Source organism: Nakamurella leprariae (assembly GCF_016918035.1).
Classification (GTDB): domain Bacteria; phylum Actinomycetota; class Actinomycetes; order Mycobacteriales; family Nakamurellaceae; genus Nakamurella; species Nakamurella leprariae.
Genome location: NZ_JAERWK010000017.1, coordinates 42807 through 62392 on the forward strand (window position 1 = coordinate 42807; position 19586 = coordinate 62392).

General features: G+C 71.6%; 18 protein-coding genes. 9 read left to right on the forward strand and 9 right to left on the reverse strand.

Annotation, left to right across the window (positions count from 1 at the left end):
- Positions 1 to 29: 29 nt before the first annotated feature.
- On the forward strand, positions 30 to 2282 hold the full coding sequence (locus tag JL106_RS22130; RefSeq protein WP_205261333.1) for a bifunctional lysylphosphatidylglycerol flippase/synthetase MprF: 2253 nt from the start codon (positions 30 to 32) through the stop codon (positions 2280 to 2282).
- A 13-nt stretch (positions 2283 to 2295) separates the two neighbouring features.
- Here JL106_RS22130 and JL106_RS13915 read toward each other — a convergent pair whose 3' ends face one another.
- The 4 genes from JL106_RS13915 to JL106_RS13930 all read right to left on the reverse strand — a co-directional run bounded on the left by JL106_RS13915 (position 2296) and on the right by JL106_RS13930 (position 7256).
- Positions 2296 to 2919: a GyrI-like domain-containing protein gene (locus JL106_RS13915; RefSeq protein WP_205261334.1), complete on the reverse strand. Its 624-nt coding sequence runs from the start codon at positions 2917 to 2919 to the stop codon at positions 2296 to 2298.
- A gap of 82 nt (positions 2920 to 3001) precedes the next feature.
- The gene (locus JL106_RS13920) at positions 3002 to 4639 is read right to left on the reverse strand and encodes an ABC transporter substrate-binding protein (RefSeq protein ID WP_205261335.1); all 1638 of its coding nucleotides are present in this window, start codon (positions 4637 to 4639) and stop codon (positions 3002 to 3004) included.
- A 323-nt stretch (positions 4640 to 4962) separates the two neighbouring features.
- Complete coding sequence (locus JL106_RS13925) at positions 4963 to 5808, reverse strand: SMP-30/gluconolactonase/LRE family protein (RefSeq protein ID WP_205261336.1); 846 nt, start codon at positions 5806 to 5808, stop codon at positions 4963 to 4965.
- Positions 5808 to 7256: an ADP-ribosylglycohydrolase family protein gene (locus JL106_RS13930; protein ID WP_205261337.1), complete on the reverse strand. Its 1449-nt coding sequence runs from the start codon at positions 7254 to 7256 to the stop codon at positions 5808 to 5810. The genes JL106_RS13925 and JL106_RS13930 overlap by 1 nt, the downstream gene beginning before the upstream one ends.
- 587 nt (positions 7257 to 7843) lie before the next feature.
- On the opposite strand from JL106_RS13930, the gene JL106_RS13935 reads away from it, so the two are divergent.
- Positions 7844 to 8473, forward strand: coding sequence for a hypothetical protein (locus JL106_RS13935; protein ID WP_205261338.1), 630 nt, complete (start codon positions 7844 to 7846; stop codon positions 8471 to 8473).
- Positions 8474 to 8516: 43 nt separating this feature from the next.
- Here JL106_RS13935 and JL106_RS13940 read toward each other — a convergent pair whose 3' ends face one another.
- Entirely contained in the window at positions 8517 to 8957 is a 441-nt protein-coding gene (locus JL106_RS13940; RefSeq protein ID WP_205261339.1) for a nitroreductase family deazaflavin-dependent oxidoreductase, read from the reverse strand.
- 212 nt (positions 8958 to 9169) lie between these two features.
- Between JL106_RS13940 and JL106_RS13945 the strand changes: the two genes are divergently transcribed.
- Positions 9170 to 9664, forward strand: coding sequence for an Hsp20/alpha crystallin family protein (locus JL106_RS13945; RefSeq protein WP_205261340.1), 495 nt, complete (start codon positions 9170 to 9172; stop codon positions 9662 to 9664).
- A 73-nt stretch (positions 9665 to 9737) separates the two neighbouring features.
- Here the strand turns inward: JL106_RS13945 and JL106_RS13950 are convergent, their stop codons facing one another.
- The 4 genes from JL106_RS13950 to JL106_RS13965 are packed head-to-tail and all read right to left on the reverse strand — an operon-like array spanning position 9738 to position 13990.
- Positions 9738 to 10934: an MFS transporter gene (locus JL106_RS13950; RefSeq protein WP_205261341.1), complete on the reverse strand. Its 1197-nt coding sequence runs from the start codon at positions 10932 to 10934 to the stop codon at positions 9738 to 9740.
- A gap of 54 nt (positions 10935 to 10988) precedes the next feature.
- Complete coding sequence (locus tag JL106_RS13955) at positions 10989 to 11510, reverse strand: TetR/AcrR family transcriptional regulator (protein ID WP_205261367.1); 522 nt, start codon at positions 11508 to 11510, stop codon at positions 10989 to 10991.
- 32 nt (positions 11511 to 11542) lie between these two features.
- Positions 11543 to 12298 carry a class I SAM-dependent methyltransferase gene (locus JL106_RS13960; protein ID WP_236007664.1) on the reverse strand — a complete coding sequence of 252 codons (756 nt, stop codon included), beginning with the start codon at positions 12296 to 12298 and terminating at the stop codon, positions 11543 to 11545.
- 36 nt (positions 12299 to 12334) lie between these two features.
- Positions 12335 to 13990: an MFS transporter gene (locus JL106_RS13965; RefSeq protein ID WP_328842389.1), complete on the reverse strand. Its 1656-nt coding sequence runs from the start codon at positions 13988 to 13990 to the stop codon at positions 12335 to 12337.
- Between the two features lie 15 nt (positions 13991 to 14005).
- Here JL106_RS13965 and JL106_RS13970 point away from each other — a divergent pair, with 15 nt between their 5' ends.
- From JL106_RS13970 to JL106_RS13995, 6 genes are all read left to right on the forward strand, one after another.
- Complete coding sequence (locus JL106_RS13970) at positions 14006 to 15439, forward strand: aldehyde dehydrogenase family protein (RefSeq protein ID WP_205261343.1); 1434 nt, start codon at positions 14006 to 14008, stop codon at positions 15437 to 15439.
- A 101-nt stretch (positions 15440 to 15540) separates the two neighbouring features.
- Entirely contained in the window at positions 15541 to 16800 is a 1260-nt protein-coding gene (locus tag JL106_RS13975) for a hypothetical protein (RefSeq protein ID WP_205261344.1), read from the forward strand.
- Complete coding sequence (locus tag JL106_RS13980) at positions 16797 to 17849, forward strand: hypothetical protein (RefSeq protein ID WP_205261345.1); 1053 nt, start codon at positions 16797 to 16799, stop codon at positions 17847 to 17849. The genes JL106_RS13975 and JL106_RS13980 overlap by 4 nt, the downstream gene beginning before the upstream one ends.
- On the forward strand, positions 17849 to 18142 hold the full coding sequence (locus JL106_RS13985; protein ID WP_205261346.1) for a hypothetical protein: 294 nt from the start codon (positions 17849 to 17851) through the stop codon (positions 18140 to 18142). The genes JL106_RS13980 and JL106_RS13985 overlap by 1 nt, the downstream gene beginning before the upstream one ends.
- 39 nt (positions 18143 to 18181) lie before the next feature.
- Positions 18182 to 19144, forward strand: coding sequence for a TIGR03619 family F420-dependent LLM class oxidoreductase (locus tag JL106_RS13990; RefSeq protein ID WP_205261347.1), 963 nt, complete (start codon positions 18182 to 18184; stop codon positions 19142 to 19144).
- A gap of 141 nt (positions 19145 to 19285) precedes the next feature.
- A complete protein-coding gene (locus JL106_RS13995; RefSeq protein ID WP_205261348.1) occupies positions 19286 to 19507 on the forward strand; it encodes a dodecin in 222 nt (73 codons plus the stop codon).
- The last annotated feature ends 79 nt before the right edge of the window (positions 19508 to 19586 follow it).

A 19586-nucleotide genomic window follows, 5' to 3' on the forward strand; every position in this document is an offset into this window, starting at 1 on the left:
TCGGCGGTCGAGGGGGAGGCAGAACCACCGTGAGTGACACCCAGCAACACCCCGGGGCGATCGGACCCGATCCCGGTGACGGCGGCGGAACCACCGCCGTCCATCCCGGACCGCCGGCGCCCACCGGGGCGACGGCTGCAGCGGCCACGGCCACGGCGACGGCGTCGGCCGCCACCGAGCCCGCCGCAGCCGGAGAGCCGAAGCGCAAGCCGTGGCCACTGCTGCTGGCGACCCGCTTGCCGTTCACCACCGGCTACGTCGTCATCACCATGGTGCTGTCGATCGTCTTCGGCACCCTGTGGGGCGGGATCGAGCAGAAGTCGATCTACCCGCACGTCGCCTACGGCCTGCCGGCGTTCGAGGACGGCCGCTGGCTCACGTTGATCTGGGGCAACTTCTTCGCGCTCTACCCCGTGTACTACCTGTTCGTGGCCGGTGTGTTCGCCGTGCTCACCGGGTTCGCCGAGTGGCGCCTGGGCACGGCCCGGACGGCCCTGCTGTGCACCGTCTACCAGATCGCCGCGGTCCTGATCGTGGCGCTGGTCTTCCTGGTCTTCCGCGATTCCGGCTGGGGCTGGGTGGCCGAGCGGGCCTCCGAGACCGACGTCGGATTCTCCGCCGGCATGCTCGCCGTGCTCAGCGTGGCCACCGCGACCGTTCGGCCGCCGTGGCGACTCCGGCTGCGGCTGGGCATCTGGGTCTACGTCGGCTTCTCCATCCTGTTCATCGGGCAGATGGCCGATGCCGAGCACCTGGTCGCCGTGCTGCTGAGCCTGCCGTTCTCGTCCAAGCTGGCCGGCCCGCACGCCCGCCCCGCGCGGGCCCTGCCCACCCGGCACGAGCTGCGCCTGCTGGCCATGGTCGCCGTCGTGCTGCTGGCGGTCCTGCAGGCGCTCGCCGACTTCCTGCCCGACCGGCTGACCCCGTTCGGCTCCACCAGCGACGAGCCGATCTCGTGGACCTACCTGCTGCCGATGCTGCTGATCTCGGGGCTGATCGCGAACGGGCTGCGCAAGGGGTACCGGTGGGCCTGGTGGTGGGGCGTCGTGCTCTGCGTGTTGCCGCTGCTACTCATGGTTCTGGTGGTGACGTTCCTGATCATCGGGGCGTTCGTGCCCGACGCGGACATCGAGATCGACGGCGCACCCGAACTCTTCGCCACGTCCCTGATCTGGGTCGCGCTGCTGGTCATGCTCATCGCCGGTCGTCAGGCGTTCCGGGTGCCCCGGCGCAGCAAGCGGCGGCGGAATCTGAGCACCGCGGACCCGGAGAAGGCCAAGGACCTGCTGCGCCGCTGGGGCGGCAGCACTCTGTCCTGGATGACGACCTGGCCGGAGAACCGGCAGATGGTCACCGCCGACGGCGAGGGCTTCGTCGCGTTCCGCAAGCACGCGGGCGTCGCGGTGGCGCTCGGCGATCCGGTCGGGCCGCCCGGATCGGCCGCCACGACCATCAACGAGTTCGTCCAGCTGTGCGACAACTCGGGCCTGGTGCCGTACATCTTCTCGTGCACCCGGCTCACCACCGAAGTCACCGACGCGCTGGGCTGGCAGAGCGCCCAGGTCGCCGAGGACAACCTCATCGACCTACCCGGCCTGGAGTTCAAGGGCAAGAAGTGGCAGGACATCCGGACGGCGCTGAACAAGGCGCCCAAGGAGGGCATCCAGTTCACGATGGTCTCCCTGGCCGACGAGCCCTGGAGCATGGTCCGACAGGTCGAGCACCTGTCGCAGGAGTGGCTGGGGGACAAGGAGCTGCCCGAGATGGGCTTCACCCTCGGCGGTGTCACCGAGGCGCTGGATCCCGAGGTGAAGGTCGGGCTGGCCGTCGACGGCGCCGGCAAGGTCCACGGCGTGACCTCGTGGATGCCCGTGTACGGCGAGGGCGGCGTCATCGTCGGCTGGACGCTGGACCTGATGCGTCGGGCCGACGGCGGGTTCCGCGCCACCATCGAGTTCCTGCTGGCCTCCTCGGCCCTGCACTTCAAGGCCGAGGGCGCGCAGTTCATCTCGCTGTCGGGTGCGCCGTTGGCCCGCTCGGCCGACGACGAGTCGGCTGAATCGTCGGTGGAGAAGTTCCTCGACCAGCTGGGTGAGTCGCTCGAGCCGGTCTACGGCTTCCGGTCGCTGCACGCGTTCAAGAGCAAGTTCCAGCCGCGGCTGGAGCCGATGTACATGGCCTTCCGGAACGAGGGCGACCTGCCGCGGATCGGCATCGCGATCACCCGGGCCTACCTCCCCACGGCGGGGGTCAAGGACATGATCGCGGTGATGAAGCACTGAGCGAACGGTGCGGTCAGCCGACCGGCTGCCGCAGGATGGTGCGCAGCTTCTCGGGGGCGACCCGGCGGGGGTCGGACAGGTAGATCTCGTGGTGCCGGCCGGTCATCCGCAGGCCGTTGGCCGGGATGAACTCGTCGTGCAGCCGGGCCAGCACCTCGGCCTCGTCGTCGTAGGAGCCGACATGCAGGGTCTGCACGACGGTGCCCTCGGCCAGCGACCGGAGCCGGACGTCGTCCAGGCGGGCGGGCCGGTCCGTGCGCCCGGCCTTCGCCACGGCCGCGTCGACCACCACCGGCTCGATCCAGTCCGGCGTCATGATCAGCAACGTCCACTGCCACTGTGCCTTGTCCCGGCGGGCGGTGAACGCGTCCATGTCGTCGGCCCACCACAGGCCCTCGAGCGGCGGGACGACATAGTCCCGGCCCAGCTCGCGCTTGCTGGCGAACTTCAGCGCGTAGGCGACCGGGTACAGCGCGGCGATGCTGTCGGCGTACTGGAGTGAGCGGTTGGGGTCACCGGAGCCGTCGATGGCGAGGTACTGCCGGGCGGGCACGTCCAGCGTGCGGAACTCGCCCCGCTTCGCGCGGTAGTCGTCGAGCGTGCGCTTGAAGTCCACGCGGTCGGTGGTGACGGTCATCGATCGGCTCCTCCTGGCCCGGACGCAGGAATGCCCGGGAACCGTCGCACGGTTCCCGGGCATCCGCTGGATGGATCTGGGGTCAGCCGGTGACGCCCACGTAGCGCAGGTCGGCCGAGTAGGCCGGGAGGTAGCCCTCCGGGAACGCGGCCTTGTCGGTCCACGCGCTGGGGGGGTAGTGCGCCAGGATCGGCACGTTCTTCCGGATCTCCTTCTCCGCCTGCACCATCTTGGCGATGCCGGGGAGACGGTCGTCCTGGGTGGCGCCCTCGAGCGCCTCCAGCCACGCGGCCTCGAACTCCGGCGTGGTCAGGTTCCACGGGTTGGAGAACTGGCCGGTCAGATTGGTCTGGTACGCGCTGGTCACGTCGGAGAACGGCGGGGCCATGCCGGGCATGAGGTTGCCCTCCTGCCGGCTGAAGAACGTCACGCCGGCGCTGGAGGCCTCGATGACGCGAGTGGTGGCGCGCAGGCCGACCTCGGCCAGCATGGGCAGCAGCGCCTCGGCGACGGCCCGGTGGTCGTCCAGGCTGGGCACGACCATCTCGAAGTCGATGCCGTCCGGGTAGCCGGCCTCGGTCAGCAGCTGCTTGGCCTTCTCCGGGTCGTAGTTGTACCGGGGGTCGTCCGGCTGGACACCCTCGTCGTAGGCCCAGTAGTCCGGCGGCATGAACTGCGCGACCGGCGCGTCCAGTCCGAAGAACACCCCGTCGACGATGGCCTGCCGGTCGATGGCGTGCTCCAGTGCCTCACGCACCCGGAAGTCGTCGAACGGCGGCTTCCCGGGGTTCGTGTACATCTGCAGGATCGTCAGCGTCTGCGAGGGGGCGGTGTTCAGACCCGCCGCGGCCGACTGCTCGGCCTGTGAGGCGTCCAGGTAGGTGAGCTCCGCCTGGCCGGTCTGCAGCATGTTGAGCCGCGTCGGCGCCGAGGTCTGGATGTAGATCTCGTACTTGGCCGCGCCGGCCGCCTCCGGATCCCAGTAGTCCTCGTTGCGCTCGTACCGGGAGACCTGGCCGGGCACGTACTCCGTGAGCGTCGCGAAGCCGGAGCCGACCGGGTTCTGGTCCAGGTCCGGGTTGTCGAACGCGGCCGGACTGGCCATCGAGCCGAGGTTGGCGGCGAAGATCGCCGGCAGGTTGCCGCCGGGGCCGGACAGGTTGAACCGCACCGTGTACTCGTCGATCACCTGGACGTCGGCCACCCGGGCCAGGGCGCCCTTGTGGACGCTGGTCTCCAGGGTCTTCGCCCGGTCGATGTTGGCCTTGACCACGCTGGCGTCGAAGTGGGTGCCGTCGATGAAGTCGACGTCGTCGCGCAGCTTCATGACCAGGGCGGTGTCGTCGTCGACGAACTCCCACTCGGTGGCCAGCTGCGGCTCCAGCTCGCCTTCGGCGTTCTGCCGGAGCAGCTGGTCGTAGACCAGCCGCAGGAAGATCATGTCGAACGCGTTCGACGACCGGGCCGGGTCGAAGTTGGTCGGGTTCTGCACGAACACGTACCGGAAGGTGCCGTCCGGGTCACGCTGGTCGTAGTTGGCGCCGATGGTGTCGACGCCCTCCGACACGGTGCCGCCGAGCTGCCCGCTGCTCGTCGCGTCGCCGTCCGAGCCGCTGTCCGAGCCGCCGCCGCACGCGGTGACGGTGAGCGCCGTGATGGCCAGTGCACTGATCAACCAGCGGGTGCGCCGACCGCGCAGCGTCGTTGCTGATGCCCTCATGATTCCTTCCGACTGCTGTGTCGTTGGGGGCTGTCCGACCGGTCGGTCGGAAAGTACGCATCGTACCGGGCGACGCCGCAGGCCCGGAGCCTGCGCGTGGCGATCGTCACGGCAACGGAATGATCACGACGGCCGGGCGACGGGCCGGCCGACCGGCTGAGCCCGGGTGCGCCGTCCTGACACGTGATCAGCGGCACACCGTCTCGTGAGCAGCGTTTGACCATGCACCTGCTGCCGATCTCCGAACGTGGCATCGTCGACCACTGCGGGATCCGACGCGGCGTCACCGCATTCGTGTGGGACTCCGAGTCCGGCGGCGACGATCAGCCCGCGAACGTCCGGGCCGGCTGCCCGGTCACCCCAGGACGAGCTCGGAACACCGAACCCGCCAACGGTTCTGCGTCGTCCGGGAGATCCTCGCGCGAGGTGGTGATGAACAGCTCGTCGAGGTGCTCGCCACCGAACGTGCATGCGGTGACCTTGCTGACCGGCAGTTCGATGACGTCGGCCAGGGTGCCGCCCGGCAGGTAGTGGTGGACGGCTCCGCCGCCGTACAGCGCGACCCACACCCCACCCTGCGCATCGACGGTCAGTCCGTCGGGATGGCCGTCGCTCTCGGCGATCTCGGCAAACACCCGTCGGTGGGTGAGACCGCGATCGGCGTCGACGTCGAACACCGCGACCTGCTGGGTGGCGGTGTCGTTGTAGAAGGCGCGGTCGCCGTCCGGGGTCCAGGACAGCCCGTTGGAGACGGTGACGCCGGTCAGCACCGGCGTGACGGTGCGGTCGGGATCGAGTCGGTACAGGGTGGCGCTGGGCGACCGGTCCGCAGCCATCGACCCGCACCAGAACCGGCCGTGCGGATCGCAGTCGCCTTCGTTCATCCGCACGCCCGCGTCGAGGAACACCGGCGGCAGCACCTGCAGGGTGCCGTCCGGATCCTCCAGCGCGAAGCCGCGTTCCACGCCGATCACCGCGCCGCCGCCGGTCCGTGGGCGCACGCACGCGGCGATGGTCCCGACGGTGCGACGGCCGATGCTGCCGTCCGGACGGAGCGAGAGGACGTCCCCGGCCAGCATGTCGACCCACCGCAGGCCACCCCAGCCGGGCCACCAGACCGGGCCCTCCGCGTGGTAGGCGATCGGATCGGTGACCTGTTCGACCTGCATCACTGCGCTCCTGTTGGTCGGGGCGGGATGGATTGCGGGACAGCGGCGTTCAGCGCGGCCACCACCGACGGCCGCGGATGCGCGGCCGACGGCAGCACGCGCTGCACCCGCTGCAGCGCTTCGCCCGGATCGGTGCCGGTGATGAGGGCTCCGTACGCGGCGGCCACCACTGGTGTGCGGGTCTGGGCGTGTACGCAGTGCAGCAGCACGGTGCGGCCCTCGGTCCGCAGGTCCCGGACGACGGCCGCCGCGTCCCACACCGCTCGGGTGAGATCGTTGTTGGCGTCCTCCTTGTCGACCAGCCAGACCTCGACGTGGTCCTCCGGTCGGACGCCGGCCAGTGGTACCTCGTCGGCGCCGAGTCGGCACAGGCTGACCACGGCGTCGGCCACGCCGGGGTGCAGCGCGTCGGCCGCAGCGAGCAGCACACCGGGGTCGTCGGGGTGCGGCACCGGGCGGCCGCCGCCACCGTTGCCCGAGTAGGACATCGCGCCGACGGTCGGCCAGCCGTCCGGGTCGGGACGGCCGCCGCGGGCGGCCAGCGCAGCGAGCGCGACCAGGTCCCGGGCGCGGTAGCCGGGCCAGCCGTGCACGATGCGCCGCTCCGCGGCCGGCACGGTGCTGCCGCCGAACCGGGCGCCGAGCAGCGCACCGGCGATGGCGGCCACGGTGTCGGTGTCGCCGCCGCCGGCGACCGCGCGCTGCAGCCCGTCGGGCAGGCTGTCGGCGCGGACGACCGCCGACCACGCGCCCTGCAGTGCGGCCACCACCCACCCGTTGTGGTCGGCGAAGTGGGCGGGTTCCTGACGCTCGGCCGCATCGAGCCATCCGTTCCAGGCGGGGCTCACCCGGTCGAGACCGACGCGTACGTCGAGTGTTCCGGCCCGGATGGCGTGGTCGATGGCCATGCACCACAGCACGCACGCCTCACCGGCGATCGGATCGGCGTGGGTGAGTGCGCTGTCGGCGCGGGCGGCGCCGTCGATGGCATCCGGGTCGCCCAGGTGCGCGAGCGCCACCGGTGCGGTCCGCATCAGGGAGCCGTTGCCGGCGGTGCGGCCGGTGCGGGCGTGCCGCTCGGTGGACAGTCGGGTGAGCAGCGCGCCGGTGGGCTCGTCCGGACGCCGGGCGCGCTCGACGAGTGCCTCGCCGAGCAGGTCGCGGGTGTGGATGCCGATGTCGGCGGGATCGGTGGCCGCCCATTCCAGGAACAGCTCGGCGATCCGGTCGAGCGACTCGGCGGTCCGCAGGTCGGCGCCGGTGGCCGCCACCCGCAGGATGCACGTGGCCATCTCGGTGTCGTCGCTCCACTGTCCGGGCGCGTAGTTCCCGAGTCCGCCGCCGAGCATGCGGGCAGGCGTCTCCAGCGGTCGTGACCCGTACTCGTACGGCACCCCGAGCGCGTCCCCGGTTGCGCCACCGAGCACCGCACCGACGGCGCGGTCCATCTGGCGGTGGTCGAGGGACGGACGCGGTACGGAGGATGCCACCCGGTCAGTCTGCCGGGTGGTTCGGATGCACACCGATGGCGCCCGATCCCACGACGCCGGCCGGTGACGGTCAGCGAGTTCGATCTCGCGATTCACCGGATCCGGCGTGTTCACCGCTCGATGGAGCGGGGAAAAGCACTCCGGTGTGTGACGGTGGCGGCCGGTCGTCTGGTCGGCCATTCGCCGGAAACGAGGTCCGCACCAGCGCTCGATCGCCGAGGATGATCGACAGTTGAGCGAAACACGGTGCTGTGAGGGGCCTTCGGGCCGAACGTGTGACCGAAAATGGTTGAGCATTCATTCGATCGACCGGTCGGGCGTTCCATTCCCCGGCCCGGCATCCGTGGAACGGAATGTTGATCAACGCCCCGGTCGCAAGTGAGTGACGGTTCGGCCAACATCGCGACCGATGGTCGTTCCGGGTCGTCGACGGCCGTACGGTCGCACGGCCCGGATGATCCCCAACCACGGTGGACTCCGAGCGGTCCGGGTCGGCCTGGCCGGCTCGGACGCCATGCGCTTGCTCATCGACGAGAGGATCTCCGATGCGCTGTCGCAACACCCTGCTGGTGTCGCTCCTGTCCACCCTGCTGCTGCTCACGGTGCCCATGACGGCCCAGGCGTCGACCAAGCAGAACCGGCCGCTCACGCTCACCAGCCACATCACCACGGTCACCCTGTCCCCGCCGCAGATCGCGCCGATCTGCGACCAGGGGTCCTTCCTGAACTGCGGCACCGTCACCGTGCAGGCGACGTTCTCGGGACTGGCCGGCCGCGCCCTGCCGCCGCGTCAGGGGCCGATGCCGGAGGGCAACCTGACCGGCACCGCCACCCTCGCGCGGGCCTACGGTTGCGAACGGGACGGCAAGCGACTCCGGGCGTACAACCGCACGGTGGTTGAGCCTCTGCCGCTGAACACGCGTCGGGGCTTCGGGTTCACGGTGCCCAGGACGGGCGACCAGCTGAGCGTGTCGACCTACGGCTTCCCGGCGAACGCTGAGCCCCGCAACTGCCCGGCGGGCGCGACACCCACCGTCTATGCCATGAAGGTCAGCAACGTCCGGCTGCAGCTGTCCTTCACCACCGGCTTCCCGATCGCGGCGAGTTCGCACTCGCTGAAGGGCAGCAGCCGATGGGACGGCGCGGTGCCGACCCCGTCCGCCATCTCGAGTTGATCGCGCGGGTGGGGTGGCCGCTGCGGCGCCCGCCCCACCCGGTTCACTCAGTGACCGGTTCCAGGACGAACACCGGGATGACCCGATCGGTCTTGCGCTCGTAGTCGGCGTAGTCCGGGTACGCCTCGACGGCCCGGTCCCACCATTCCTGTCGCTCGTCGTCGTACACCTCGCGCGCCTTCATCGCGAAGGTCTCGGTGCCGTCGCGCAGCTCCAGCTCCGGGTTCGCCTGCAGGTTGTAGTACCAGACCGGGTGCTTCGGCGCCCCGCCCCGGGACGCCACCGCGGCGTACCGGCCGTCGTGCTCCACGCGCATCAGCGGCACCTTGCGCAGCTTGCCGCTCTTGGCGCCGCGCATGGTCAGGATCACCACCGGCATGCCGCGGAGGTCGGTGCCATGGGTTCCGCCGGAGCCCTCGTACTCCTCGACCTGCTTGCGGACCCATTCGGTGGGGCTGGGGGCGTACTCGCCGTTGGTCGTCATGGCTCCAGGGTAGGTGCGCCTGGGGACTGCCGCGCATCGCGCCCCATCGCCCGAGCCGAACCACGAGAGCTGCAGGCGCGCAGCCTACTTCGCAAACTTCGGACTTGTCACTCTCGGGGTGCGAGTGCTAGAACAGACGGCAGGCACAGACGACACGGCGCCCGCCACCGGGGCGGGTGAGCCAGAGGAGAGGTCCACAGGAGGTGGTTGCTGTGCTTGGTTTCGATCCCTTCCGCGACGTCGAGGCGTTTCGCCGGTTGGCCATGGGGACCGTGGAGAACGGCCGGACCCCCCGCTTCATGCCGATGGACGTGGTCAAGGTCGACGACCACTTCGTGGTGCTCGCCGACCTGCCGGGTGTCGACCCCGGGTCGGTCGACCTGGATGTCGACCACAACACCCTGACCATCCGGGCCCACCGGACGGCGGCCGAGCATCAGGGCGGCCAGTGGCTGACCAACGAGCGGTTCGCCGGGTCGTACCTGCGGCAGCTGAGCCTGGGCGACGGCGTCGACACCGAGCGGATCAGTGCCAACTACGCCAACGGCGTCCTGACGGTGATCATTCCGATCGCGGAACGCGCCAAGCAGCGCAGGATCCCGATCGATCTGGCCGAGACGCCGACGTCGCTGCGCGCCTCGACGGTCGAGAGCAGGTCGGCTGACGGGCCGTCGGACCGCCAGGTGGAGGCCGGATCGTCCAGCTGACCCGACCGGTGGTCCGGGCCGGTGGCGTGGCGGCGCGCCACCGGTCCATCCGGTCGGTCAGTGTGTCGACCGCTCAATCCCGTCGCGGCTGCAGCACCCCGGCCAGCAGGATGACCACGATGCCGGCGATCGGCACGACCAGCAGACCGATGCGCAGGCTGGTCGCATCCGCGATCGCCCCGACCACCGGCGGCGAGGCCAGGAAGCCGATCCGCATCAGCCACGACACCAGGGTCAGACCGGTGCCCGGCTTGAGGCCGGGCAACTCGTCGGCCTCGTGCATCGCCGCCGGGACCAGCGTGGCCACCCCGAACCCGGCCGCGGCGAAGCCGAGGATCGCACCGGGGACGGACGGGAGGGCCAGAGCGGCACCCATCCCGACCGCGACGATGAGCCCGCCGGTCCGGGCCACCGCCCGCTGGCCGAAGCGGTCGACGAGCCGGTCGCCGAGCAGGCGGCCGACGAACTGCGCCCCGACCAGCGCGACGAACCCCGATGTGGCCACCGCGGCCGGCGCCGACAGCGAGCCCAGGTACAAAGTGGCCCACGAGTTGCCGGCGTCCTCGACGGTGGTGCCGGCGATGGCGATGAGGACGAACGCCACGATCATCAGCCACAACCGGATCGGAACCCGACGTCCGGCGGTCGCCGCCTCGGTGGGGTCCGCGGTGCCGTCGGCCGGGTCGGTGTCCCGCCCGGGCAGGCAGAACCGCAGCGCGATCAGCGCCACAGCGGCGAACAGCACGGTCGAGATGCTCAGGTGCACGCCCAGCGGCAGGCCCAACGCGATGGCCCCGGCGGCCATCGATCCGCCGGTCACCGCACCGATCGACCACACCGCGTGGAACGAGTTGATGATCGACCGGCCGTACCGCCGCTGCACGCGCAGTCCGTGGGCGTTCTGGCCGACGTCGGTGAGCGCGTCCATGGCTCCGGCGACGAACAGGGCGGCGGCGAAGAGCACCGGGGCCGGTGAGATCCCGGCGACCAGCGCGCCGAGGCCGGTCAGGATGGTTCCGAATGCCGCCACCCGGGCCGAGCCCATCCGGCGGACCAGCACCCCCGCGGCCAGCCCGGCCACGATGGCACCGGCCGGGAACGCGGCCACCGACAGTCCGTAGGCCGAGTTGTCCAGCTGCAGCGCGGTTTTGATCTCCGGGTAGCGGGGCAGCAGGTTCGCGAACAGCGCGCCGTTGGTGAAGAACAGAGCCGCGACGGCGACACGGGCCCGCTGGTCGGCGCGGGAGGGTGCAAGGGTCGGGCCGGCCATGTGTACGAGCGTACACATGATGTGGACGATCGTACATTCCGCGGCAACGTGCGCTCAGACCGCTGCGGTGATGCGCTGCACCGCCGCGGCGACGGTGGCGTCGTCGATCGGCTCGGTACTCAACGCCCGGTGCACGGTGAGGCCCTCGATGAGGGCGTCGAGGGCCCGGGTCACCGAGGACGGGAAGTGCTGTTCCAGTGCCGCGCGGCTGCGGGCCATCCAGGCGGTGGTGATGTCCCGGTAGTCCGGTTCCCGGGCAGCCAGCGCGGAGAGCTCCAGGGTGATGGCCAGGTCACGGCGGTCGGCCAGCACGTCGGCGGTGATGAGGGTGACGACCGCCCGCCGGGCGGCGTCCAGATCGGTCGCTTCGGCCATCCGTGCCGCGAAGCGTTCGCTCACCGTCGCGGCGAAGCGGCTGAACGCCTCGTGCAGCAGCTCGTCCATGCCGAAGAAGTGGTAGGTCATCGAGCCCAGCGGGACGTCGGCGGCCGCGGCCACCCTGCGGTGCGACGTCCCGGCCACCCCGACCTCGGCGATGACGTCCAGGCAGGCGTCGATGATCCGGTCCCGGCGCATCGGGTCGGTCCGCCGCGGCGTGCGCGAGGTGGTCACGCGTCCTCGCCGTCGGTCCAGGGATCACCCGTGCAGGAGGTCGCCATGTGTACGACCGTACATTCCCCGGCACCGTCCTGTTCCAGATGGGGCGGCCCACCGCTCGGCGTGCGTGCTGAGATGATCACCTGGGCGTGTTGCGGCGGTTCGGACGGCAGGCGCAACTCGGCGGCGATGGTCAGGCCGGCGGCCGTGAGCAGGGTCGTCAGTTCTTCCGGCTGGTACAGATGCGTCGTCCAGTGCACGGGGACGTCGCCGTAGGCCGTCGTCCGCTCGAGGTCGCCCTCGCCGACGTGAGTGCCGATGAGCAGGTGCCCGCCTGGTCGCAGTGCTCCGGTCATCCGAGCGATCACCTGGGGCAGCACAGCCCGCGGCAGGTTGAACCACGACCACCAACCCAGGACCCCGCCGAGCGACTCTGCGGCCGGGGCGATCTCCGTCACCGAGGCGACGTCGAACGTCAGCTGTGGATGCAGCCGCCGGGCGTGCCCGACCATGCGCGGTGACAGGTCGATGCCGGTCACCTGGACGCCCCGTTCGTGCAGGTATCCGGACGCGTCGCCCGGGCCGCACCCCGCGTCGAGTACCGGACCGAGGCCCCGGACCTGCTCGGCGAAGGCATCCAACGCTGCCCGCAACCACGGCGCCGAGTCGAGGCGCCCGGCGCCCATCGCCACGTACGAGTCGGCCACCGCGTCGTACGACCGGCGGACCGCGTCGAGATCGTCGGGGACGTCGATGTCGGCGCTCATGTCGGGGACGGTAGCCACGCCCACCGACAGCGGCACTCAGACCTTGGCGCGTCGCTTCGTCTCCGGCATGAAGATCGAACAGCCCAGCCCGATGGCCAGCACGACGGCGGAGGCGCTGAACGCCACTTGGTAGGAGATGGCGTCGGTGAGCGCCCCCGCCACCATCGGCCCGATCACCGCGCCGAGGTCGGACGCCATCTGGAAGACCGCGACCACCCGCCCGCCGCGTCCACCGGTGAGGTCCGCCAGGATGGCGGCCGGGGCGCTGGCCAGCATGGCGCCGCCCGCTCCCATCAGCACCATCGACACCAGGAACGACGGGGCGGAAGCCGGGAACATCAGAACCCCGATGGCCGCCGTCACCAGGGCCGCGCCGACGATCAGCACCGGTTTGCGGCCGGTGACGTCGACCAGCTTGCCCACTCGGAGCAGGATCAGCGCCTGGACGGCCGAGCCGATGAGGAACGCCACCCCGGCCCAGGCGATGCTGCGGCCGACGTCCTCGACCACGTAGATCGGCATGAGCGACGTGCGCATCCCGTACAGGGTCCAGCCGGCGGCGAAGTTGATGATCAGGCAGGTGATGAAGGCCCGCGACCGGAACGCCTGCGCCAACGAGAAGGCAGGGCGAGCCCGGTCGGCGCCGGCCACTGCGCGCTCCACCACCGTCTCGGTGACGTCGTCCGGCGCGGGCGTCGGGGACACCAACGGGCCCGACCGGCGGCTGCGCCGCCGCAGCCCGAGCCGGCGCTGCGAGGGCCGGGCGGTCCGCGGAGCCGGCGGCGGTGGCGGCGGGGCGCCGCGCAACATGATCATGCCGACCGTGCCGGCGATGGCCAGCAGCACGCCGTAGACGATGAACGGCACCCGCGGCGAGACCTCGGTCAGGAAGCCGCCCAGCGCCGGCCCACCGATGGCGCCGAGCAGGAAGCCACCCTGATACATGCTGGCCGCCCGGCCGCGGTGCGTCTCGGGCGCGATCCGGAGCAGCAGGGACATGGCCGCCACGGTGAAGGCGGCACTGCCGAAGCCACCCAGCGACCGGAACAGGATCACCAGGGTGAAGTTGGGGGCGATGCCGGCCAGCACCGTGGTCACCGCCTGCATGGCCAGCCCGATGCCCAGCACCCGCCGTTCGCCGAACCGTTCCACCAGTCGGCCGTTGGCGAACGCGGACACCAGCCGGAACAGGGCGAAGACACTGATCGCGGTGGCGGCCAGGGTCTTGCCCACGCCGAAGTCGGCGGCCAGCAAGGGGATCGCCGGCCCGACGATGCCCAGGCCGATCGCCACCAGGAAGGCGACGATCGCCAGCACGAAGATCTGACGGGGCATGCGGACCGGATCCGTCCCGGTGGTCGGCGCAGCGTCGTGGGGCAACTCGGCGCCGGAGGGCCGGGCGGCGGCAGACATCAGCAGACGGACGCTTCCTGGGGATGCCGGTCCGGCCACGGGACGTGGGCACGGCTCGGCGAGGCGGTGGACGAACGATGGCGATCGTTCGCCGGGCTCAGGATACGAAACCGGCCGTGCGGCTCCCGCGTCGCACTTGGCCACTGCCGGCGGGCGATCGTCGCCACCTGGCGACCAGCCGGGTGGTCGGTCCGCATTGCCCCCCGCTGACGACACCCGCGATACTCGCCGGGCCGACCCCCCGGTCGGCATCGACCCGACCGTGTTCAACGACGACATCGCGGGGGAGTGCCCATGACGGCCACCAGGACGAGACTCGAGCGCACCGATCAGTACATCGGCGGCGCCTGGACCCCGAGCCGCTCGGGCGAGGCGATCGAGGTGATCAACCCGGCCACGGAGGAGGCCATCGGGTCGGTGCCCGCCGGCACCGCCGAGGAGGTCGACGACGCCGTCACCGCCGCCCGGGCCGCGTTCGACGCCTGGTCCGTGACCCCGAAGGCCGAGCGCGTCGCCGTGCTGCGGGCCATCGCCGCCGGACTGCAGGAGCGGTCCGCCGAGATCGCCGAGATCATCGCCAGCGAGATGGGCTCGCCGCTGTGGATGGCCACCGGTGTGCAGGCCGGGCTCGCCCCGATGTCGTTCACCGTGGCGGCCGACGTGCTCGAGTCCTTCGAGTTCGAGTCCGCGCTCGGCCCGTCGACCATCGTCAAGGAGGCCGTGGGCGTCGTCGGCTGCATCACGCCGTGGAACTACCCGCTGCACCAGATCTGCTGCAAGGTGGCGCCCGCGCTGGCCGCCGGCTGCACCGTCGTGGTCAAGCCGTCCGAGGTCGCGCCGCTGAGCGCCTACATCCTGGCCGAGGTCGTCGAGGCCGCGGGCGTGCCGGCCGGCGTCTTCAACATGGTCCAGGGCACCGGGCCGGTGGTCGGCGAGGCCATCGCCGCGCACCCGGACGTCGACATGGTCTCGTTCACCGGCTCCACCCGGGCCGGGCGCCGCGTCTCCGAGCTGGCCTCGCAGACCGTCAAGCGGGTGGCGCTCGAGCTGGGCGGCAAGTCGGCCAACATCATCCTGCGCGACGCAGACCTGGAGCAGGCCGTGACCAGCGGCGTCGGCGCCTGTTACGCCAACTCAGGGCAGACCTGCTCGGCGCTGACCCGGATGCTGGTCCCGCGTGAATCGCTGGCCCAGGCCGAGGAGATCGCCAAGCGCGTCGCCGAGACCTACACCATCGGCGACCCGTTCGCCGAGGGCACCAAGCTGGGCCCGGTCGTGTCCTCCACTCAGCTGCAACGGGTGCGCGAGCTGATCGAGCAGGGCGTGGTCGAGGGCGCCAAGCTGGTCACCGGCGGCGGTGACACCCCCGAGGACCTGCCCGCCGGCTACTTCGTGAAGCCGACGGTGTTCTCCGAGGTCACCACGGAGATGACCATCGCCCAGCAGGAGATCTTCGGGCCGGTGCTGTCGATCCTCCCGTACGACGACGAGGACGAGGCCGTCCGGATCGCCAACGACTCGATCTACGGGCTGGCCGGCGGCGTGTGGTCGGGCGACCGCAAGCACGCCGAGGCGGTGGCCAAGCGGATCCGCACCGGTCAGGTGCAGATCAACGGCGGCCAGTACAACCCGCTGGCGCCGTTCGGCGGCTACAAGCAGTCCGGCCTGGGCCGCGAGTGGGGGCCGTTCGGCTTCGAGGAGTTCCTCGAGGTGAAGGCGCTGCTCTGATCAGCTCCGTGTGATCAGTCTCGACCGGGAGCACCACCCGACCGGGTGGTGCTCCCCTCGCGCGTTGGGGGATGTCCACCCCGCTTCCTAGACTCCTCCGGGTGCGCGAACCGACGACCTTCGACGAATCGTCCCCGGTGGCGCTGAGCTGGACGGTCGACGAGGCGATCGCGGCATTGCGCAGCGACGACATCGCGTCGGTGGGTGGCGCGCCGGCGCGCATCGACGAGTCGGTGGTGCGGCCGGCGCTGGCCGCGGCGAACGCGAAGCTGCTGCTGCTGCCGTTCGCCGATCGGGACGCCCGGCGCACGTCGTACGACCAGGTCAGTGCGGTGCAGGAGTGGGCGGCGGAGCAGGAGTTCGAGCTGCTGTCAGTCACCGGCCTGATGGCGTCGGTGTCGATCTTCACCGTCAGCCCCGACGAGCTCGGTGGGCTGCAGACGAACCTGTTGCGACAGGACGTGACCCGGCAGGCCCGGTTCGCCGCCCGGTACCTCGTCGATCGGGACGCCGCGCAGGCGGAGGACACCGACACCCAGGTCGAAGTTCCCGTTCCCGCCGATCCCGAGCTGGTCGCTGCGGTCGGCGACGCCCTTGCCGCGGAGGGCTTCTTCCGCGCCGACGGCGTGGCCGACGACGTGGTCGCCCAGGGGTGGGATGTCGGACCGGACCTGCGGGTGCGAGCGGCGTTCCTGCCCTCACCGGGGCTGGACGGTGGGTACCCAAACCTGATCGGACCACTGGCGCAACGGTTCCCGGACGACGTGGTCGTCGTCGTCACCGGTCGCTGGTTCGACATGGCCGGTCCTGAGCCAGATCTCCTGCGTGCGGCGCTGCTGTACTCCTACGGGGCGTACACCGACTTCTTCCTGCAGTACGGCGAGGCGCCGCACCGGCTGCTGAACGGGATCGCGTCGCGCATCCGAGCACTGCGCACCGGGGTGACCACCGATCAGCCGTCACCCGAGACCGCCGATCCGGTCGGCGGTGTCAGCGGCGTGCTGCCCTGGCTGTTCTCCGGCACCGCGGCGGTGCTGGTCGGTGGAAGCTGGCTGCTGGCCCGGCGCCGGAACCGGATGCGCAGAGTCGCCCAGGCCGAACGCGACCGCGCTGACGAGTTGCAGCGCGACCGGCTGGCCGGACAGGTGGCGGCGCTGTCGGCACGGCTGCTCGAGTTGGAGCCGCTGGCCCGGGAGGACGAGGACCGGCGGCTCGTCGACACGGCGTTGCAGGCGCTGGCCGAGGCCCGGGATCTGCTGGCCGCGCGGGGTGACCCGGACGACGCGGAACGATCGCTGGCCCGGGCACGTCAGGCCCTGATCGGTGTCGGAGCGGCTGCGACTTCGGGGAGCGGGCGATGAGCCGGCGCCAGGCGCGCGGCACCGCCGAGCAGGCGGCCCGGCGCGGTCGCACACGACGGAAGCCGGTGGCGCCCAGCCGGAAGCAGCCACCCGCACCGAAGGGCACGCGCCGCACGGTGGCCGCCGTCGATCGGTGGACCCACGGCCTGCGGGCCGCGGTCATCCTGGCGATCATCGGGATCGGCGCGCTCGTCTGGCAGCAGTGGCCGCGGCTGACCCTGCCGTTCAGCGACGTCGCGCCGGTGGTCGAGGCGCTCGATCGGGACTCGGTCTGGCTGGACCCGGACCTGCCGGATCAGATCACCGGCGGCGATCCGGCCGCGCTCGCCGACCGGATCCGCGGCACCATCGGGCAGCGACCCGTGGTGCTGGTCGCGCTGGCCGAGGACAGTCCCATGGCCGAGAAGCCGTTGGGCACCTGCACCGCCATCGAGAGTCGCCTCGACGACGTGCTGATCCTGGTGTCCGTCCCCGAGGACGGGGGCTTCGCCGCCGAGTGCTTCGGCGACGACATCGGCCTCCAGGTCGATGACTTCGGCTTCGACGTCCGGATCGAACGCGAACTCGGGTACTCGACCAAGTACCTCACCGACGATCTCCGTGGCCAGGCCGAGCAGCTGGCCTTCACCTACGACGGCGCCGTCCGCCGCGGCGATGTCGACGACCGCGTCCGGCAGTACCCGGCCCCGGCCCGCGACTGGCTGATCGCCGGTGGCATCACCGCCGGCGTGGTCGCCGCCGCGGCCGGCGGCTGGTGGGGCGGCCGGCGCATCGTCGCGGCCGTCGCCGCGGCGCGGGAGCGCCGCCGGCGGTTCGTCGACCTCCGCGACGGGCTGGACAGCGCGCTCAGCGAGATCGCCCTGCTGCTGTTGGAACTCGGCCCGGATGCCCCCGAGCGGCACCGGCGGTCGGCCGCGGAGGTCGTGCCCGAGTACCTCGACCTGGTGAGCATCGTCGGGTCGCTGCGGCTCGGCGATGACGCCGTCGTCCCGACGCGACGGATCCGCGAGCTGCGCCGCCGCCTCACCGCCGCGGGAGTGGGCGCCTGATGTGGGTGTGGCTGGCCGGTGGGGTGATCCTGCTGCTGGGGGCGGGTCTGCCGCTGCTGCGGGCCCGGCCGCGCGTCGACACCGCCGGCCGAGCCAGGGCCCGGATGCTGGTCGACCGACTGGAGCACGCCCTCGACGACCCTGGGCTGTCCGCCGCGGACCGGCAGGCGGGCGAGCGGTACCGGCTGTTGGCCGGCGGTGCGCTGGCCGGCGCCCCGAGCGGTGCGGCCGTGCGCCGGGCCGAGCGCTGGGCGGTCACGGGACTGCGCGCGGTCGGGGCACCGACCGAGTGATCGAGCGCGGTGATCGGGGCGCTCGGTAGGGTTCCGCCCGTGACGCAGCCCGGTGCCGCCCCGTCCGGACCTTCTCCCGCGCTCGGCTTCGGACTCCCGACGTCCGGAGCCTGGGCCACGGCGGACGCCATGGCGACCGTGGCCCGCGAGGCCGAGGCGGCCGGGTACCACTCGCTGTGGACGTTCCAACGTCTGCTCACCCCGATCGAGCACTCCTGGGGCTCGTCCTACGACTCTCCACACGATCCCTTGGTGTCGTTGGCCTACGCCGCGGCGCTGACCGAACGGGTGCGGCTCGGGGTGGCGGTGCTGAACGCCCCGTTCACGACGCCGCTCCAGCTGGCCAAGGCGGCGACCACGCTCGACGAGGTCAGCGCCGGTCGGCTCGACCTCGGCCTCGGAGCGGGCTGGGCCCAGGAGGAGTTCGACGCGGTGGGCGTCCCCTTCGCCCGACGCGGGGCCAGGTTCGAGGAGTTCCTGCGCTGCCTGACCGCGATCTGGACGCAGGATCCGGTGGAGTTCGACGGGGCGTTCTACCGGGTGCCTCGCTCGCACGTCGACCCCAAGCCGCGGCAGCGTCCGCATCCGCCGGTGCTGCTGGGCGGCGCTGCCCCGGCCGCCCTGCGCCGGGTCGGCCGGATGGCCGACGGCTGGATCAGTGCCAGCCGCGCCGACCTGCGCCGTATCGGGGAGGACATCGCGATCATCCGGGAAGCGGCGACGACGGCCGGTCGCGACCCCGACCGGCTGCGGATCGTCTGCCGCGGGGTGGTCCGGTTGACCGACGGCGCCGACCGGGCCGGAGATCCGGCCGCACGCCGGCCGCTGCGGGGGAGTGCCGAGCAGATCCGGGAGGACCTGGCCGCGCTCGCGGCCGCCGGCGTGACCGAGGTGTTCCTGGATCCCAACTTCGATCCGGCCATCAGCGGGCCGGGTGCCGATCCCGCCGAGTCGTTGCGACGGGCCATGCACCTGCTCGAGACCTTCGCGCCCGGGCGGTGATCGGCGGCCGGTCGATCCGTCGATGGGAACGAGCACCCGGGCGGCGTCTGCCATCTGGCCCCCGATAGGGTCGCTGATCAGCCGGTGGCAGTCCACACCGCAGCCGCGCGACACCGTTCGTCGACAGCGAGGGAGCACAACATGACCGAGCACGTGTACCGGGTGACCGAGATCGTCGGGACGTCCAAGACCGGCGTCGAGGACGCCATCACCAACGCCGTCCAGCGGGCCGCCCGCACCCTGCGCCACCTCGACTGGTTCGAGACCTCGTCCATCCGCGGCGAGATCGAGAACGGCCAGGTCGCGCACTACCAGGTGACGATGAAGGTCGGGTTCCGCCTGGAGGACTCCGACATGGAGTGAGGGAGCGCTCCGGCGCTCCGCTGTCCCGACGGCCGGGCCGCACCAGCAGGTGCGACCCGGCCGTTCGTCATGTCCGGGC

Excerpts from the sequence above, each read along its gene's own strand:
- JL106_RS13915 (WP_205261334.1), bottom strand. The coding sequence starts at position 2,919 with ATGACCGTCACCACCGACCGCGTGGACTTCAAGCGCACGCTCGACGAC.
- JL106_RS13920 (WP_205261335.1), bottom strand. The coding sequence starts at position 4,639 with ATGAGGGCATCAGCAACGACGCTGCGCGGTCGGCGCACCCGCTGGTTG.
- JL106_RS13925 (WP_205261336.1), bottom strand. The coding sequence starts at position 5,808 with ATGCAGGTCGAACAGGTCACCGATCCGATCGCCTACCACGCGGAGGGC.
- JL106_RS13930 (WP_205261337.1), bottom strand. The coding sequence starts at position 7,256 with ATGGACCGCGCCGTCGGTGCGGTGCTCGGTGGCGCAACCGGGGACGCG.
- JL106_RS13935 (WP_205261338.1), top strand. The coding sequence starts at position 7,844 with ATGCGCTGTCGCAACACCCTGCTGGTGTCGCTCCTGTCCACCCTGCTG.
- JL106_RS13940 (WP_205261339.1), bottom strand. The coding sequence starts at position 8,957 with ATGACGACCAACGGCGAGTACGCCCCCAGCCCCACCGAATGGGTCCGC.
- JL106_RS13950 (WP_205261341.1), bottom strand. The coding sequence starts at position 10,934 with ATGGCCGGCCCGACCCTTGCACCCTCCCGCGCCGACCAGCGGGCCCGT.
- JL106_RS13955 (WP_205261367.1), bottom strand. The coding sequence starts at position 11,510 with ATGCGCCGGGACCGGATCATCGACGCCTGCCTGGACGTCATCGCCGAG.
- JL106_RS13960 (WP_236007664.1), bottom strand. The coding sequence starts at position 12,298 with ATGAGCGCCGACATCGACGTCCCCGACGATCTCGACGCGGTCCGCCGG.
- JL106_RS13965 (WP_328842389.1), bottom strand. The coding sequence starts at position 13,990 with ATGTCGTCGTTGAACACGGTCGGGTCGATGCCGACCGGGGGGTCGGCC.
- JL106_RS13970 (WP_205261343.1), top strand. The coding sequence starts at position 14,006 with ATGACGGCCACCAGGACGAGACTCGAGCGCACCGATCAGTACATCGGC.
- JL106_RS13980 (WP_205261345.1), top strand. The coding sequence starts at position 16,797 with ATGAGCCGGCGCCAGGCGCGCGGCACCGCCGAGCAGGCGGCCCGGCGC.
- JL106_RS13985 (WP_205261346.1), top strand. The coding sequence starts at position 17,849 with ATGTGGGTGTGGCTGGCCGGTGGGGTGATCCTGCTGCTGGGGGCGGGT.
- JL106_RS13995 (WP_205261348.1), top strand. The coding sequence starts at position 19,286 with ATGACCGAGCACGTGTACCGGGTGACCGAGATCGTCGGGACGTCCAAG.